General features: G+C 41.0%; 17 protein-coding genes. 2 read left to right on the top strand and 15 right to left on the bottom strand.

Translation table 11 applies throughout. The features are described from left to right. Positions 1–7: 7 nt before the first annotated feature. On the bottom strand, positions 8–1,093 hold the full coding sequence (locus ACKWMY_RS02505; RefSeq protein ID WP_072055856.1) for a hypothetical protein: 1,086 nt from the start codon (positions 1,091–1,093) through the stop codon (positions 8–10). Further along, positions 1,090–1,353 carry a helix-turn-helix domain-containing protein gene (locus ACKWMY_RS02500; protein ID WP_032428371.1) on the bottom strand — a complete coding sequence of 88 codons (264 nt, stop codon included), beginning with the start codon at positions 1,351–1,353 and terminating at the stop codon, positions 1,090–1,092. Before ACKWMY_RS02500 ends, ACKWMY_RS02505 begins: the two co-directional genes overlap by 4 nt. A 62-nt stretch (positions 1,354–1,415) precedes the next feature. On the opposite strand from ACKWMY_RS02500, the gene ACKWMY_RS02495 reads away from it, so the two are divergent. Continuing rightward, positions 1,416–2,504, top strand: a complete 1,089-nt coding sequence (locus ACKWMY_RS02495; protein ID WP_032428372.1) for a DNA cytosine methyltransferase — start codon at positions 1,416–1,418, stop codon at positions 2,502–2,504. Between the two features lie 40 nt (positions 2,505–2,544). On the opposite strand, the gene ACKWMY_RS02490 is transcribed toward ACKWMY_RS02495, so the two are convergent. From ACKWMY_RS02490 to ACKWMY_RS02435, 12 genes are all read right to left on the bottom strand, one after another. Continuing rightward, on the bottom strand, positions 2,545–4,023 hold the full coding sequence (locus tag ACKWMY_RS02490) for a relaxase/mobilization nuclease domain-containing protein (protein WP_409485837.1): 1,479 nt from the start codon (positions 4,021–4,023) through the stop codon (positions 2,545–2,547). Continuing rightward, positions 4,004–4,390, bottom strand: coding sequence for a plasmid mobilization protein (locus ACKWMY_RS02485; RefSeq protein WP_409485836.1), 387 nt, complete (start codon positions 4,388–4,390; stop codon positions 4,004–4,006). Before ACKWMY_RS02485 ends, ACKWMY_RS02490 begins: the two co-directional genes overlap by 20 nt. 3 nt (positions 4,391–4,393) lie before the next feature. Beyond that, positions 4,394–4,654: a hypothetical protein gene (locus ACKWMY_RS02480; RefSeq protein WP_046687806.1), complete on the bottom strand. Its 261-nt coding sequence runs from the start codon at positions 4,652–4,654 to the stop codon at positions 4,394–4,396. After that, positions 4,651–4,827 carry a hypothetical protein gene (locus tag ACKWMY_RS02475; protein WP_167337854.1) on the bottom strand — a complete coding sequence of 59 codons (177 nt, stop codon included), beginning with the start codon at positions 4,825–4,827 and terminating at the stop codon, positions 4,651–4,653. The genes ACKWMY_RS02480 and ACKWMY_RS02475 overlap by 4 nt, the downstream gene beginning before the upstream one ends. Beyond that, positions 4,824–5,222, bottom strand: a complete 399-nt coding sequence (locus ACKWMY_RS02470) for a hypothetical protein (RefSeq protein WP_409485835.1) — start codon at positions 5,220–5,222, stop codon at positions 4,824–4,826. The genes ACKWMY_RS02475 and ACKWMY_RS02470 overlap by 4 nt, the downstream gene beginning before the upstream one ends. 520 nt (positions 5,223–5,742) lie before the next feature. Beyond that, complete coding sequence (locus tag ACKWMY_RS02465; protein WP_072055859.1) at positions 5,743–6,018, bottom strand: hypothetical protein; 276 nt, start codon at positions 6,016–6,018, stop codon at positions 5,743–5,745. 3 nt (positions 6,019–6,021) lie between these two features. Further along, positions 6,022–6,309 carry a hypothetical protein gene (locus ACKWMY_RS02460; RefSeq protein WP_046687808.1) on the bottom strand — a complete coding sequence of 96 codons (288 nt, stop codon included), beginning with the start codon at positions 6,307–6,309 and terminating at the stop codon, positions 6,022–6,024. Between the two features lie 1,346 nt (positions 6,310–7,655). Then, complete coding sequence (locus ACKWMY_RS02455; RefSeq protein ID WP_072055860.1) at positions 7,656–7,859, bottom strand: helix-turn-helix transcriptional regulator; 204 nt, start codon at positions 7,857–7,859, stop codon at positions 7,656–7,658. Positions 7,860–8,306: 447 nt separating this feature from the next. Continuing rightward, positions 8,307–9,419, bottom strand: a complete 1,113-nt coding sequence (locus tag ACKWMY_RS02450) for a M20 family metallopeptidase (protein WP_409485834.1) — start codon at positions 9,417–9,419, stop codon at positions 8,307–8,309. Between the two features lie 96 nt (positions 9,420–9,515). Next, a complete protein-coding gene (locus ACKWMY_RS02445; RefSeq protein ID WP_037434993.1) occupies positions 9,516–9,977 on the bottom strand; it encodes a YjiG family protein in 462 nt (153 codons plus the stop codon). A 16-nt stretch (positions 9,978–9,993) separates the two neighbouring features. Further along, positions 9,994–10,728: a nucleoside recognition domain-containing protein gene (locus tag ACKWMY_RS02440; RefSeq protein ID WP_409485833.1), complete on the bottom strand. Its 735-nt coding sequence runs from the start codon at positions 10,726–10,728 to the stop codon at positions 9,994–9,996. Positions 10,729–11,287: 559 nt separating this feature from the next. After that, a complete protein-coding gene (locus ACKWMY_RS02435; RefSeq protein ID WP_409485832.1) occupies positions 11,288–12,058 on the bottom strand; it encodes a histidine phosphatase family protein in 771 nt (256 codons plus the stop codon). 475 nt (positions 12,059–12,533) lie between these two features. Here ACKWMY_RS02435 and ACKWMY_RS02430 point away from each other — a divergent pair, with 475 nt between their 5' ends. Beyond that, on the top strand, positions 12,534–13,925 hold the full coding sequence (locus ACKWMY_RS02430) for a M24 family metallopeptidase (RefSeq protein ID WP_409485831.1): 1,392 nt from the start codon (positions 12,534–12,536) through the stop codon (positions 13,923–13,925). Between the two features lie 50 nt (positions 13,926–13,975). On the opposite strand, the gene ACKWMY_RS02425 is transcribed toward ACKWMY_RS02430, so the two are convergent. Beyond that, the gene (locus ACKWMY_RS02425; RefSeq protein WP_409485830.1) at positions 13,976–14,635 is read right to left on the bottom strand and encodes a 4'-phosphopantetheinyl transferase family protein; all 660 of its coding nucleotides are present in this window, start codon (positions 14,633–14,635) and stop codon (positions 13,976–13,978) included. Between the last annotated feature and the right edge of the window lie 2 nt (positions 14,636–14,637).

Here is a 14,637-nt window from a genome sequence, read left to right as displayed (position 1 = left end):
CATGATATCAAATGGCGAATATTTCATTCCATCCATTTTTAGTCTTAACAGGCCTTAAATATGAGCCAACAAATGCTTCTATTTCGGACAGAAGAAGTTCAATTTGGAGGGGAGATAATAAAGCTACAGTGCTTTTAATAAACTCTGATATATCCACAAAATTGAATGATTTATTTTTGTACGTTAGAACACCTTCTTGATACCCGTTCAAAGTATTTATATCATCCGGTAGTCGGCATATGAATATAATGGATTTCTCCAGAGAGTCTGTATCAGCAAGGGACTGAATACTATCGTCCAATCTTTTGTAATCGATTTTTTTAACAGTTATTTCGTAGAGATTTAATATTACACCTTCTTTTTCTAGCCATATATCAGCAGGCTTTTTCGATGTAGTATTAGTTCCAAAAACACTTTCATCTCCGCCAATAACATTAATAGATGACTGGCTATATAGGGAAGATAATATTTTCGAAATAACAAACTGCGGTATAGTTCCAGACTCAGGATAATTAAGGGTAAAGCTAATTAACTTTGAAGCAACGATCTGATTTGAAAGGAAAGTTTCATTAAGAGTATGAATAACTACTGAACCACACTCTTGTGAATAAGATAACAAACGGAAAAAGAAATAATTGACAATTTTTTGCCGAATAGCATCATCATCTTCACTGCTAATAATTCTTAATAAATCAACTGCAGCCATCGCAGTTTTCTGAGGTCTTCTCCCCTTAGCCCAATTTTCGTCTAAAACATTATTATTTTTTGCTACATTTAATGGATCTGATTTCCCACAGGGTATTTTCATTTCCTGAAATGCGTAAAATATTCCATTTTCAAAGATAGATCGTGGATTACATTTATAGAAATCATTCAAATAATCATAGTTATCATCAAGAAATTTGCCTGTTAAAGCAGTAGCAACAATTCCTCTAAACCCCATAGCTTTAACATAAATTAAATCTTGAGTGATAGATTTAATTCTTTGGAAATCAGGTAAATCTTCAAAATCACTTTCATTTAGTTGAGCTACAGTTGATAGTTGATCTAAAATAAACTGTTTGGCTTTATCATTTCTTGTTTGAACATTCATTTTTTATCCATAACGAAAAAATTGATTATTATTTCACGGAGTTTTTTATTTTCAGATATTCTATAAACTTCCAACATTTTCTTTAATTCTAAAACGTCTAAGCGGCGCTCTTTATGTTCTACTTTGGATATATCAGCCTGAGTAAGATTAAGCGCAATCGCTACCTCCAATTGAGATAGACCAAGGCGCTTACGCTCTTCAGCAAGCCTGTCTATTAACTCGCTATAAACCGGGCTGTGGATAGATTTTTTAGTATTCATAATCAATAAATTATGCTATAACAAACAAAATATTCGAAATTCACATATTTTGAAGAGGTTTTATGAAGGCAGTATCTCTCTTTTGTGGTGCGGGTGGTATGGATGTTGGCGTCCAAAACGCAGGTTTTGAAATTGTTGCGGCTAATGAGCTAGATCCCTACGCTTGCAAAACCTATAGAGAAAATCATAAAGAAACCGTTCTTTATGAAGGAGATATAGAAAAAAATCTTGATGCGATAGGCACACATAAAGGTGTCGATTTAGTAATCGGAGGGCCACCGTGCCAAGGTTTTTCAGTTGCTGGCAGAATGGATCCGAATGATCCACGCTCAAAACTGGTGTTCTCATATTGTGACGTCATTGAACGAGTCATGCCTAAAGCGTTTATAATGGAAAATGTCAAAGCTTTAGGAGCATTAGAAAAATTCAAGGGGATTAGAGAAGAGATATTTAGAAGAATGTCAGCATTAGGATATACACTTTCAATGGTAATCCTTAACGCAAAAGATTTTGGTGTCCCTCAATCCAGAGAACGTGTTTTTATTATAGGTATATTTGGTAAAAATAAACAAATAACATACACTGACTTCGAACACAAAAAAGAGAAAGCCATATCTTTACGTGAAGCTATAATACATCTTGGCCCCGCAGGCAGTGAAAAAAACTCAAGAATTACCAAGGCAAAAATTACTCTTGCCGAAAAACCTGTGCTGAGAAAGTCCCCATATGCTGGTATGCTTTTTAATGGTCAGGGCAGACCTCTAAATCCTGATGCATGGTCAAGCACACTGCCTGCAAGTATGGGTGGAAACAGAACGCCCATAATTGATGAAGGGCATTTATATGACGATATGCCAAGCTGGGTTGAAGAACATCACAAAGCTTTAATGGAAGGTACAAAAAAAGCGGAATATGGAGATGCTCCCAAAAGATTAAGAAGATTGACGATTGATGAAGCAATCATACTACAAACATTCCCAGATGATTATATTTTCGTTGGTCCTCAATCAAAAGTATTTAGCCAAATAGGCAATGCGGTACCTTGTAAATTAGCTCAAGTCGTTGCTGAAGTAGTCAAAAGCAAACTATCGAAAAAAACAAACCATCAAGAAAATGATAGTACGCATCAACTACCCTTAGAGATTATATAGCTTAGAGGTGATAATATATAAAAGAGGCCTCACGCCTCTTTTATTTTATCTTTACCGTTCTATGTTTCAAATTTTGATCATCATCTTGCTGTATTGATTTTAATATTTCACTTTTCACTCTTGCTTTGAGTTTTGATTTAAATCTATTTTCATTTTCAGCTAAATGAGATGGCTTTTTCTTTATTTCTTCTTTAACTATTTTTTCTTTATTCTTTGGCTGAATAACTGGTTTTTTAATACCCAAACGTTCTCTTATTTCTTCGATCTTAGTTGCTCTACTATTGAAACGGCTACCGCTCTTGAGTCTAAATTTATTTGTGGCTGCGTTGGCTGTTTCTGCATGATCAAGTATCCTACCAATAGAACCGCTGCTAAATTTAGAACTCCCACTATTGAAGCCACCTTGATTATAAGGCTTGATTGGTTCTTTATTGTATTGTCTTTTAACTCTGTTGAGTACTTGTGCAGCTTTTTGTGTTGTTCTTCTAACTTTTGGGCCTGTTGGTCTATTATATTTTTCGCTGAGTTTAAAGCGGTTGTTGTTGCCTCTAATGAGTTGTTCACTCTGGTTAGTGTCTGTTGTGTCTGGTTTAATGCCGTACTGACCGACTCCGATAATATCATCATTGATTCCGTCAGAGGTTCTACTGTCATTGAAATCTGATTCAATAAGTGATCGTCCAATACTATTTTCGTCATCTGTTTTTCTTGCTGCGAATCTTCTAACGAGTTCATCATCTCTATTTTTGTCATATTTCACCTTCGTTTTAATAGTGTTCCAGCTAAATTTTTTCCCCAACTGTGAGCCTTTGAAATAAATATTTTTTTTATTATTTTTGATACCAAACGACACTCCGGCGACGTTGCCAGTGCTTGCAACGTTAAAGGCCGGCTCAATGCCTACAGCCTGCAGACGTTCTACGAACGTGGACAAATCAGGCTTACCGACTAAAGCCGCTTGTAGTGAGTTCTGTAGCACTAAACGGGCTGGTTTCTCACCTACCCTCAAGGCTTGCTCGATCTCTGCTTTGGTTGGTGCTGATACGTCTGATTTTTGGCCTTGTAAACCTTTTGTAATAGTTAAGTCGTGCTTTACTTCTAAGCGTTCACAAGCTGCTATTGTATTAAATGCTGAGTGCTGACCGTGCCAGACTGAACCGTCTAAACCAATGCGGTTGGCTACTATATGAATATGGTCTTGATCTGTATCTTTATGACGCACACAAATATATTGATGTTTGTCTATATCGATATTCATTTCTTTCAAATAGTCTTTTGCTATCTCTTGCCATTGTTCATCTGTTAAATGTTCATTTTTGGGAAGAGATAAAAAAGCGTGAAACACTGGTTTTTTTATATCTTGTCTAAAGCTGCTTACAGTTTTAAACTCATCAGTTAAATCACTAACGTTATTGTTATCTGCTGACATATTGCTACAAATAAAACTGTGATCATCCTTTAATATATAATCAACTCTATTTTTAAATGATTTACCTGATTTAGCTACGTATCCCTTCATAATTTAGATCCTTGTTTATCTCTAATATTCTTCTACTAACTTGCTTTATATTAAACATAAGTTTATCAACTTCATTTTTATCAAAATACTCATTGCCATTTAGTTTTTTAGTTGATTGATTTATATTATTACCAATAGCTGAAAGCTGTATATATGTTTTCTGGTTAATTTCTGGCATCTTTCTTCTTACAACAGGTTCAGATTTTAATATTTCTCTTCGTATGTAATGGCCTCTTTCAAGTCCAGAGGCTTCCACTAATGATTTTAAATATTCAAACTCTGCTTTGTTTACTCTAAACTGTATAGATATATCTCTGCGTTCTTCGTGATTTAATTCTATACGACCTCTTTTTCTGTCTGTATCCATATTTTATTTTCCACCTGTAAACATATAATCTCTTATAGCTTTTATATAGTCTTCATCATTTTCATCAATCAACGATTTTAGAAGGTCATCAGCTTTATTTTCTTGTATATATCTATGAGCTACAAAATAGCACAACCTTTTTTCATCACTATTTGTTTCACAAAAAGATATATCTTTATCTTGTTCAATGTAGTAAAAAAATCGTGCTAACAACTCAAATTTCATTTTTTGGCTCATTTGTTTCTCTATGTCATCATCAATCATATTCTATTGTTCCTCTTATATTTTATAAGTTCTTTTTTATCTATCATTTTTCTAACATCTGATATTGCTTGCTTTGCTTCGCTTGAAGAGTTTGTCTTAGCCATACAACTACGAATCATGAACGCACCTAAAAGAATACAAAGAAGCATCATTGCTACAGATACAAGCATCATATTATTTCCCCTCCGTATTTATTGAATAAATCAGAATAAATAAAAGTAAGTTCAGCATATTGTTCATCAGTATCATTATTACATATAAAATCATATATCCTCTTGATTATTACTTGCTCTACAAAATATTCCGTATATACATCAAAAAGACTATCTCTATTAACATCTAACTCTGCGTTTGCTTGTATATAAAAAAAGCATCTTTGATATAAAATATCAGTTAATTTATTAATAGCTTTGTGCTCATCATCATAAATATATTTTAAATCAAAATACATTTTTAACGCTCTTTTATATTGTTCATTATTGAAATAAAAAGCATTACTTTCTAAGAAATAATCTTTATCCGTATATACAGCTAACTTACTATCGAAATTTTCAAAATCTTCATGCATATTAAACACTCCTATATATATTTATAATATCCAATGTAAAACTATGGTTTGCCGCCAACCCTTGATAGGGTGCAGGCGGAAGGGTAGATCTTTTAACAACCCTCCAAGCGTAGCGCGTGGGGGCAATCCGAAGGATTGGGTAAATAGCGGATACGCTATTACACCTTGCCTCAGTTTCCGAAAAACAAAAATAAAGCTGAACTCAACCTATATTTAAATAAATAACCGATCTAAAAAGTTTGTCAATATAGCGGCTACATAAATAAATACACTGCACGCCGAATAAAATGCAAATAAAAGATAGGGTAAATAATATATTGTCTTTCTGGTAGCTGTGCGTAATAGGTAGCTTTGCGTAAAATTTGCAGCTTGGTCAAATCGTCAAGTAATAGATCGCGGGGTCCCGCTGACGGATTTTATGTCAGTGGGTTCCGATTTATTACTTGATGACGCAATGAAGGAAATAAACTTTAGATAGGTGATGGTTCGCACTGCGAGCCATCACCTTGGAAGGCGTGTTTTACATTCTTCTTCTAAAAGAAACCCTGTCAGAAAAAGACATTTTACTGACAATAAAAGCTACAATGCCTACTATCGGTAAACTTATAGTCCCCGCCGCTATTCCAGCAATCATACTGATCAAAATAGACATAATAAAAGTGCCGAATATGACTAAAAGGATGCACCAGTTAGGTGGGGAACCGTATAGAACTGAAGCTTGGCAACCAGTGCATACGTGAACTCCTTTCTGACTTTCTTTTAGACAGTAAGGACACTGAATAATATTTTTTTCCATTTCCTAATCCTTTTTGAATATCGCGCCTTGATAAATGACACCGTCTTTTACTTTTTCTATTTTAAAAGTCCAAGATCCGAGATCTTTGTTTTGCGTTTTGGCGATATAAAGAGGCTTTTGGCTTTCATCCCAGCTTTTAACTGTAAAAACACCATCGCGAAACTTGATCACGTCTTTATTAATATCAAGTTTGACGCCATACTGCGGACTAACATAGTTGCCGTAGATGCCATCATCACCACAACCCGAAAGCAGGACGGCAAGACCTGCTGCTAACATCAACTTACGCATATTTTTTCCTCACCAATGGCACAGATCTACGATCGACCTGTAAACGTCCTAGAATTCAATTATTTTCATGCCCAGTCATATCGTTTGTACCGATCGAAAAGCACCATATGATAGCCATCACCTATCACAATACTTAAATCGATCGATACAACCAATTAATCACCGATCGATAATGCGCCATTTGATTGTTAAAACCTATTAATATCGTTTTATCGATCTTTTATATCGATCATTTTATTGACGATTTATCTCTGGATGTTGGATAACGTGACAGGCTATCTGACGCGGGAAATATTTTAATATCTAATATCTAGTTTTACATTTTACTTTATCTGACTTCGCCCTATATATTTTTTAGTTCTAGTTTTACTTTATGTTTTATTAGTGCCATGAATAAATGGCACCTTGCTTATTTATATTTTTATATCTAATTCCCTCCTTTATTTTATCTAAAAAATTTCGTACTAGTTGTACTTATAATTTAATTTAAAGGCATTGGGTTTTAGATGGCGACTTTCAGTCGTAGTAGTTTTCCTCCGAAGGAGGAAATAGTTTTTCTTGGAGCATTCCCCCCCCTCCCCCCACGCGAAAAATGAAAATCGCTAAAGAAGATGGAGAAAGGATAAAGAATGCTCATTGCGCTTTGATTACTCAAAAAGTATTCAAACCGTTTCCAGTCTGATACTCCCCCCCACGACCCGCGCAAACCTTACCATGATCCTTTAAGCACTTCTCGTTTTACTAAAGAAGCTATAACGCTTTATAAATTTTAGGTAAGGCGATTCAGGCTGACAACATCGCTCCCGGTTAACCGTTGTCGCAATAACTATAAGATTCACCATCACTTGAGGGACCTTCGTATTCTTATACCTGATACAACAGGTTTTAACGTTATTGCTTTTGAGGATTAAAAAGGATTCTGGAAATGGTATTTAAAAGACTTGTAAAAAGTTGAGATTTAGATTTGACAAATATGAAAAGATTATTTAATACTTTATTATATTTGTAATCACGTTCCTGTTTAACTGATTACAAGACTTAAAAAAGTCAGCGAAAACTTTTTTAGTCCTTAAAAAGTCAGATTTAATATCTGGCTTTTTTTGTATCTTTATTTTTTATAGATCTCTATATATTACCTGTCAATAGAGAATGAAAAATATTTTAAAAACCATGTTTAATTAGAAAAAAGGATAAATAAAAAAGGCCGGATAAAATCCAGCCTTTACTCACAGCATATAATATTTTTCATATATAGCCTTAAAACGCTCTGTATGCGGTTTTGAGACATTTTACACTAAAAATAGTGTAATCATATTCAAGCTAACAAATAGTAGGTGAGAGTGTTTTTACGCAGCTTGATTCCGTGAGGAAAAAATCTTTTCATCAATCCAAGCATCGATTTCACTTTCTACAAAGGCGATAGTTCTTTCACCGGTTCTAACAGGCGTTGGAAAACGATTATTTTTGATTAGGTTATAAATCCACGTCCGACCATAACCAGTCCGGTCGATTACTTCAGAAATGCGAATTAGTTTTTTCTTCTGCGTCATATATTTCTCCATCGTCGTTTGATGGAATGTATTATTCGAATATCGCTTATGACGATCAACCACATTTACGAAAAATCTCTGGATTTTTCATGACATTTGAGGTAACAGCATCTAAAATCACAACTAAGTTAATTAAAAACAATTGGTTATAATATTTAGCAAAAAGTGCTATTTTTCTTACCGTATCGGATGTGTCGATGTTGGCCTGTAAGCTTTACGTCTCATGCGGTTTGATGTTCAGTAATGTTCACTGGCGTTCACTACCGTAAACTATTGATTTAAATTGACTTGCATCGCAATTTGTTGGTAAAGGTTAGTTGGTAAAACAAAAGTGTAGTTATTTTTCTTCATTTAAAACATAGGAATAAAATGATGTTCGATTCCGAGTCCGGGCACCATCATTTAGAAGAACCCGCCTATGGCGGGTTTTTTGCTTTCTGACAGCGATCAAAGCGTTTCTATCACCCGGCGTAAAAGACGCACCCGGGGTTCGATGCTGGACAACTCCAGATATTCTGCCGGGCTATGGAAGCCAGCCCCAATTGGGCCAAAACCATCCAGTGAGGGAATATCAAGCGCGGCGGTATGGTTGGCATCAGAACCACCACCGACGGCCTGCCAGCGAACGTCAATATTCTCCAACCTACCCGCAGACTCCACCTTCGCCATCAGCTGTTCGGTTTTTGCTGAGGGTGACATGGCGGGCACATGAGCCTGTAATGTCACATTGAGGCGAACATCGGCAGTAAAGCAGTGAGGCGTAGGGGTTCGCATTAGCCGATCGACACGCTCAAATTCGTCGTTCTGCCAGAAGCGGACATCCACTATCGCTTGCGCGTGGTCCGCAACTACATTGGCTGCAGAACCTCCACTCACCACTCCAACATTCAGGGTCGTCCCCAGTTGCGCATTGGCAAACTGATTAAGATGAAGTATCCAGTGGGCCATTTCATTGATTGCGGAACGCCCATTATCAGGATCGTTACCGGCGTGGGCGGCGACGCCGTGAAATTCCAGCTCGTAGCGGGCCATTCCCTTGCGAGCCTTGACCAGTGAGCCATCCGCACGGGCGGCCTCGCACACCAGCACGCAGCGGCTGCGTTTCGCCAGTGCGCCAATCCATTCATGTGAGTAAACCGACCCCGTCTCCTCATCAGGGTTCATGGCAATCGCGATAGAGAGACGTTCTTTCGCCTCTGCAGACAGTTCCCGCATTGCCCAAAGAATATTAAGGAGCCCGCTCTTCATATCCGCCACGCCGGGGCCATAGGCGCGATCCTCCTTGATGCTCATGGGGCGCGTCGCTACGGTACCTACCGGGAAAACCGTATCCAGGTGACCTACCAGTAGCACATCAAAGTGTGGACTATTGGGTTTGTTGGCAGCAAAAACGCCGGGCCCCACTTTATCGCCAAGATCGACAATTTCGCTGTGCCAGCCGAGCTGCTGATATTTCTCATGCATATTGCCAGCAATGGTGGCAACTCCGTCCAGCGTATTGGTACCACAGTCCACATTAACCAAGGAGGCCAACTCTGCCAGATAGTCGTCTAATTGCATGGTGTTTCCCCTGTTCTTTTGTGCAGGCTGCGCGTGCACTGAAATTAAATCGAGGGAGAGTACGATCCCGCACTCGCCCCGCAGGTCGCCGTGCCTCTAGATAAAAATGTGCATCAGCAACATGGCACCGAAGGCATTCAGTACCGAGATGGCTATCATCAACGGGATCAGTTTGGCGTTGGTGCCAATGACCCCAAGGATGCGTCCGGCATACTGGATCTGGGACCCCATCAGATAGATGGCCGGTGCCAGGATAGCCAGATGTTCTCCAGTCAGGATCCCGCTATCGAACAGGCTAACGGCTACACCGATCCCACCGCCCATTGACATCCAGCCTCCGATCAGGACCGCTGCCGCCTCGCCCGGCAAGCCGAACAGCTGCATCAGGGGAGCAAAAATGAAAGCCAGCCCGTCCAGTGCGCCAGTAATGGTCAACGCCTTGATCACCACAAAGGCCATCAGAACATTGGGCAAGGTACTGGTTGTGGCAATGGTCCAGCCTTTGCGCGCGCCAGCAACAAAAACATCGGTGATCATGGGTTTGGATTCAGTCGTCATGCTCATGGTGCTCTCCCTATGCCTTATGGATTTCAGAAGATGCGTTATCTTGACGACGCATTTTCAGCAACAAACGAAAAATATTCGCGCCAACGATTTTCATAAAAAACATGACGAGGATGCACAGGCCGATCGAGGCGGGAACCGCCAGGGTGCCGTCAGCGGCAACCAAAGTGAACAGAATGGCGCCGGAGGAGAAAAAGTTGGTGATCATTGCGCCTGCAGAAAACTGAAACATGGTGAAAACGTCTTTTTCATTCTCAGTAATCTGCGCCTCATCAGCCAGCTTGCGCGTCAGTGAGGCACCAACATCCGTGCTCTGCAAGCTGCCGATCATTGCCAAACCGGTATTACCACGTAGTCCCAGCAACGGGCGCAACAGTGGGGTTAACAGTTTACGTGCTGCATTCAGCGCACCGTAGTGCTCCAGTACATTGATCATGCCAAGGGCAAACATGACAGCAGGTATCAGGCCGAAGGCGAAGAGAAAACCATCCATGGCACCATTACCGCCGGTACCACGAAAGGTACTGTTGGAAACGTTTAATGCCTCGTTGCTTTGAGTCACACCACTGACGACTCGTCCGAAAGACCCGTTCAATGTCGTGAAATCAAACACGCCATACCATTCTTTACCGCCGAGAAGCCCGGAAAAGAATACCATGGCAAAAAGTAGCGCCACGTAGGCTCCCCAGCGAACGGGAGCCATTTCTGTAGCAGAGGAGGTAATATTTTGTTGCTGTCCGCTCATGTTATTTCCTTATCAGAGTGTCACAAAATAACCCAGTGCCAGTCATAACAGCATCGGCTTATGAATAGTCTACTGTGTGTATTTTTTGTTCATGCGCATCCTGATGGCGATCAATAAATCCTGCACAAAGGAAAATTTAACTTATAAAACATGACGTTGTTGGCATTTTATTCTGTCCCAAATAACGATTTATTAATGAAATCATGACAAAATATGTGTAGTTATTACCGAATGTGTTCACAACATGGTCTGATTTAGTCTGCTCATAGCATTGCCAACGGGTGCATTACTTGACCAACAGTGTTGTGATTTTTTTATTAATTTTTAATGTTTTATTAAATTAGCAGACTCATAATTAGAGCTTGCATTTTCGCCTGAGCTTATGCATCGATGTGGGTCGGCATAAGTTCCTGCGCAGAAAAAAAGTCGAAAACCAGCATCAGGGACTAAATGATCTTATCTATATGATGATGTGACAAGATTGCCGCTGATGCTGGTTAGATATTGAGGATTATGGAGACATAGTATTCTATTTAATTACCTTTAGCTCACCGCCCAATCAGAGCTTTGCACCTTTTTCTACATAGCTCATATCGCCCAGTTTACCTACGGTAAATTCACGGTTTTTATAAGTAATCTGCGTAACGCTAGCATTAGACAGTGGCCCAACAATGGGTGTAGAGCTCATATCCGCTATCATGGCCAGAATAGCTGCTCCATGTGAAACCAGGAGTACGTTACCGCCCCCTTGAGCTGCCGTTTCCTCAGCAATAGTTTTTAGCTCTGATTGCATACGTGCTTTGACGGTGGCAAACGTTTCGGCTTCACCGCTGGTATCGACCAGAGCAACACCGCCGAACATCTTGGCAAATGGCAATTTCCCTTTGGCAAAATCACCGAATAGCGCTTTTTCCGACTCATAGCCAAGCTTGGTGGCGATTGCTCCCCACATATTGGCATCGAGATCGCCTTCGTAAATACCGAAGCAGAACTCACGCAATTTCTCGCTTTCAACGATGTCCAACTGCTGCCCTTTTGCGGCTAATATAATACGTGCAGTTTGACGCGCCCGCCCCAGATCGCTGGCATACACCTTTTTGAATTCAACATCCTTCAGCCCCTTGCCAAGTTGTTCAGCAACCGTAACGCCTGCGGTAGTCAACGGGGTATCTGCCCAACCCTGAACCCGATGTACGGTATTAAACATGGTTTTCCCATGGCGGGTTACATAAATGGTGACTGTATTATCATCTACTGTTTCAGCGTAAACCAAGAGCGGGCTAAAAATAAGTGAAGATAATAGAGCAAGTAATAGTGAAAACCGTTTCATGGTTATTTCCTCAATGGTTATAGTTTGTATTATTGTTGGTCTTCCGTAGATGGATTATATATCCCCCACATCAGACGAATAGTTTTAAACGCAAGCGGGTTATGCCGTACATCAGGCTAGCCACGTTTTATTGGTCACTCACTCCATCAATAATTTCTTTTGCTGGTCGTTCATACCTCATCACTCTCTGTCGCGTTGCCGGGGTGCCAGCCTGTTGTATAAACCGATCTTGAGGCAAAAAAAAAACCTAAACCTCGGGTGGCGTGCTAACTAATAGCCAACACCACCCGAGGTTTAGGTTTTGCCTGTTAAACAGTAACAATCCTAATTTACAGTCCAATACGCTAACAGTTTGATAAATGAATGCAAGAGCTCAAACCTATAAAAGTAGAAACTGTGATCAAATTAACGCTAAGCTGTTTTACACTGGCCAATAAGTCTTAACCAAAAGCTCCCACCAGGCAGAGAGGATCACATGAAAAACCAGCAAGTAAGCTTAAAAACCATCCCAGAGCCGCAAAAGGACTGCACTGGCGTGCCCGTTGCGCTAACGGATGAAACCATCCAACAAAGAAAAACCCACATCCTCAGCAGGATGAAGCAGCGTGGGCTTGATCAACTGGTGATTTACTGTGATGTGGAGCACGGTGGTAATTTTGAATATCTGGTTGGCTTTTTCACCCGCTTTGAAGAAGCCTTATTGATTATCAACGCCGATGGCGAGATGACGCTAGTGCTGGGGAACGAGAATCTCAATAAGGTCAGCAAAGCGCGGATCCAAGCCAAGGCGGTACATCTATCTCAATTCTCACTGCCAAATCAACCCGGCAGAAGCGATAAGTCGATTAAAGAGCTGCTGGTTGAAGCTGGCATTCGGGAAAATGCCCGCACCGGCCTGGTTGGCTGGAAGATGTTTACCAACGGGCCTGAAATCGACAAGAAAATCTACGACCTCCCGTCATTTATTGTCGATACCCTCCGTAACATTGTCGGTGATGAGGCCTGTTTATCCAATGAGACCGACTTGTTTATCGGCGAGCACGGGGTAAGAACGGTCAATAATGCCAACGAGGTGGCTCACTATGAATATGGTGCCGCATTAGCCTCCGATTGCATTCTGGATGCCATGAATAAGCTGGCCCCGGGCGTCACAGAGCAAGCGTTAGGGGATTGCCTGGTGCGCTTTGGCCAGCACCCGAGTATCGTCACCATTGCTTCCAGCGGCCCACGCTTTATTAAAGGTAACCTGTTCCCAACCGACAACACCGTGAAGTACGGTGATACGATCTCTTTAACCGTAGGCTATCGCGGCGGGGCCTCCAGCCGGGCAGGCTATGCGGTCAATGCTAATGGTGAGTTATCAACAGAGGCGAAAAACTATCTGGATGCGGTCGCCAAGCCCTACTTCTCGGCCTATGCCCACTGGCTTGAAGTGATTAGCGTTGGCATGCGTGGCGGCGATCTGTTTGATCACGTGGAAGCGGTCCTACCGCGCTCAAAGTACGGTTGGTCGCTGTGTCCAGGGCATTTGACCGCTGAAGAAGAGTGGATGTCTTCGCCCATTTATCAAGGCTCTCAGCAAAAGCTGTTGAGCGGCATGATCCTGCAGATTGATATTATCCCTTCAGTGCCCAACTTTGGTGGCGTTTCTGCCGAAAGCACCGTGCTACTGGCGGATGAACAGCTCAAGTTAGAGATCCAACAACAGTATCCACAGCTGTGGCAGCGGATGCAGCAGCGTAGAAAATACCTGATCGAAACATTGGGGATAACGCTGTCAGCAGATATCTTGCCGATGTGCAGCACCGTTGCCTATTTGCGCCCTTATTTGCTGGACAAGGACAGCGCTTTTGTCTGCCAGAGCTGAGCGCCCCGCCATATCGCATACGGCTTTGGCAGAAAACGGCGACGATTAAGTCAGGCCAACAAAGTGTCAAAGGCTAACGAAAACAGTGCGGTGTCATAGGATGTTGAGGCGCAGGATAATACATATTCCCCCCCAATGTTCTGTGAGTACAAGTACCACCGTTTTTCAGCAACATCGACGGTTAAGCCATTGGCAAAAGGGTGAGGTAGGGTAAACGTGGTCGGAGATAAAGCAAAACCCCGGCCATCCGCTTTTATGATGGCTTCTTTCAACGACCACAGACGAAAGAAATCAACGTTTTCCCCCTGAACGAGTTGTGTAAACTCCTCAGGGGTGAGCACATCCTGGTAGTCACGTATGTCAATGGGGACTCTTTTTTCCACATCAACGCCGATATCCCCCTGCGTAGTATAGGCACATACGGCCCAGTCCCCCGCATGGGAAAGATTAAACCCCCCTTTCATTCCCATCACAGCAGGCTTGCCATAGCGGTTATAGTGCAGCCTGGGAAAATGACTTCCCTGATACCCAACATGTTTTTTTAATGCATAACGTAGCAGCATTCTCCCCAATAATGACCGGCGTTTATCGTCATCAAATCTAAACCGATCGAATAAGATCCGTTGGTCTCTATCAAGATAATCCCGCTGCGAATAAAGCAGTTCGCTGCTTAGCTCGTCAATACGAGAGCAGTAGATATAATTGGTCATGT

The sequence above is a fragment of the Serratia sp. J2 genome (genome assembly GCF_046269175.1).
Lineage (GTDB): Bacteria > Pseudomonadota > Gammaproteobacteria > Enterobacterales > Enterobacteriaceae > Chania > Chania fonticola_C.
The sequence above is the reverse complement of the archived record's forward strand: the minus strand, read 5'-3'. Positions and strand labels throughout refer to the sequence as shown.

Excerpts from the sequence above, each read along its gene's own strand:
- ACKWMY_RS02480 (WP_046687806.1), bottom strand. The coding sequence starts at position 4,654 with ATGATTGATGATGACATAGAGAAACAAATGAGCCAAAAAATGAAATTT.
- ACKWMY_RS02475 (WP_167337854.1), bottom strand. The coding sequence starts at position 4,827 with ATGATGCTTGTATCTGTAGCAATGATGCTTCTTTGTATTCTTTTAGGT.
- ACKWMY_RS02470 (WP_409485835.1), bottom strand. The coding sequence starts at position 5,222 with ATGCATGAAGATTTTGAAAATTTCGATAGTAAGTTAGCTGTATATACG.
- ACKWMY_RS02490 (WP_409485837.1), bottom strand. The coding sequence starts at position 4,023 with ATGAAGGGATACGTAGCTAAATCAGGTAAATCATTTAAAAATAGAGTT.
- ACKWMY_RS02430 (WP_409485831.1), top strand. The coding sequence starts at position 12,534 with ATGAAAAACCAGCAAGTAAGCTTAAAAACCATCCCAGAGCCGCAAAAG.
- ACKWMY_RS02450 (WP_409485834.1), bottom strand. The coding sequence starts at position 9,419 with ATGCAATTAGACGACTATCTGGCAGAGTTGGCCTCCTTGGTTAATGTG.
- ACKWMY_RS02440 (WP_409485833.1), bottom strand. The coding sequence starts at position 10,728 with ATGAGCGGACAGCAACAAAATATTACCTCCTCTGCTACAGAAATGGCT.
- ACKWMY_RS02425 (WP_409485830.1), bottom strand. The coding sequence starts at position 14,635 with ATGACCAATTATATCTACTGCTCTCGTATTGACGAGCTAAGCAGCGAA.
- ACKWMY_RS02460 (WP_046687808.1), bottom strand. The coding sequence starts at position 6,309 with ATGCGTAAGTTGATGTTAGCAGCAGGTCTTGCCGTCCTGCTTTCGGGT.
- ACKWMY_RS02435 (WP_409485832.1), bottom strand. The coding sequence starts at position 12,058 with ATGAAACGGTTTTCACTATTACTTGCTCTATTATCTTCACTTATTTTT.
- ACKWMY_RS02485 (WP_409485836.1), bottom strand. The coding sequence starts at position 4,390 with ATGGATACAGACAGAAAAAGAGGTCGTATAGAATTAAATCACGAAGAA.
- ACKWMY_RS02505 (WP_072055856.1), bottom strand. The coding sequence starts at position 1,093 with ATGAATGTTCAAACAAGAAATGATAAAGCCAAACAGTTTATTTTAGAT.
- ACKWMY_RS02495 (WP_032428372.1), top strand. The coding sequence starts at position 1,416 with ATGAAGGCAGTATCTCTCTTTTGTGGTGCGGGTGGTATGGATGTTGGC.
- ACKWMY_RS02500 (WP_032428371.1), bottom strand. The coding sequence starts at position 1,353 with ATGAATACTAAAAAATCTATCCACAGCCCGGTTTATAGCGAGTTAATA.
- ACKWMY_RS02465 (WP_072055859.1), bottom strand. The coding sequence starts at position 6,018 with ATGGAAAAAAATATTATTCAGTGTCCTTACTGTCTAAAAGAAAGTCAG.
- ACKWMY_RS02455 (WP_072055860.1), bottom strand. The coding sequence starts at position 7,859 with ATGACGCAGAAGAAAAAACTAATTCGCATTTCTGAAGTAATCGACCGG.
- ACKWMY_RS02445 (WP_037434993.1), bottom strand. The coding sequence starts at position 9,977 with ATGACGACTGAATCCAAACCCATGATCACCGATGTTTTTGTTGCTGGC.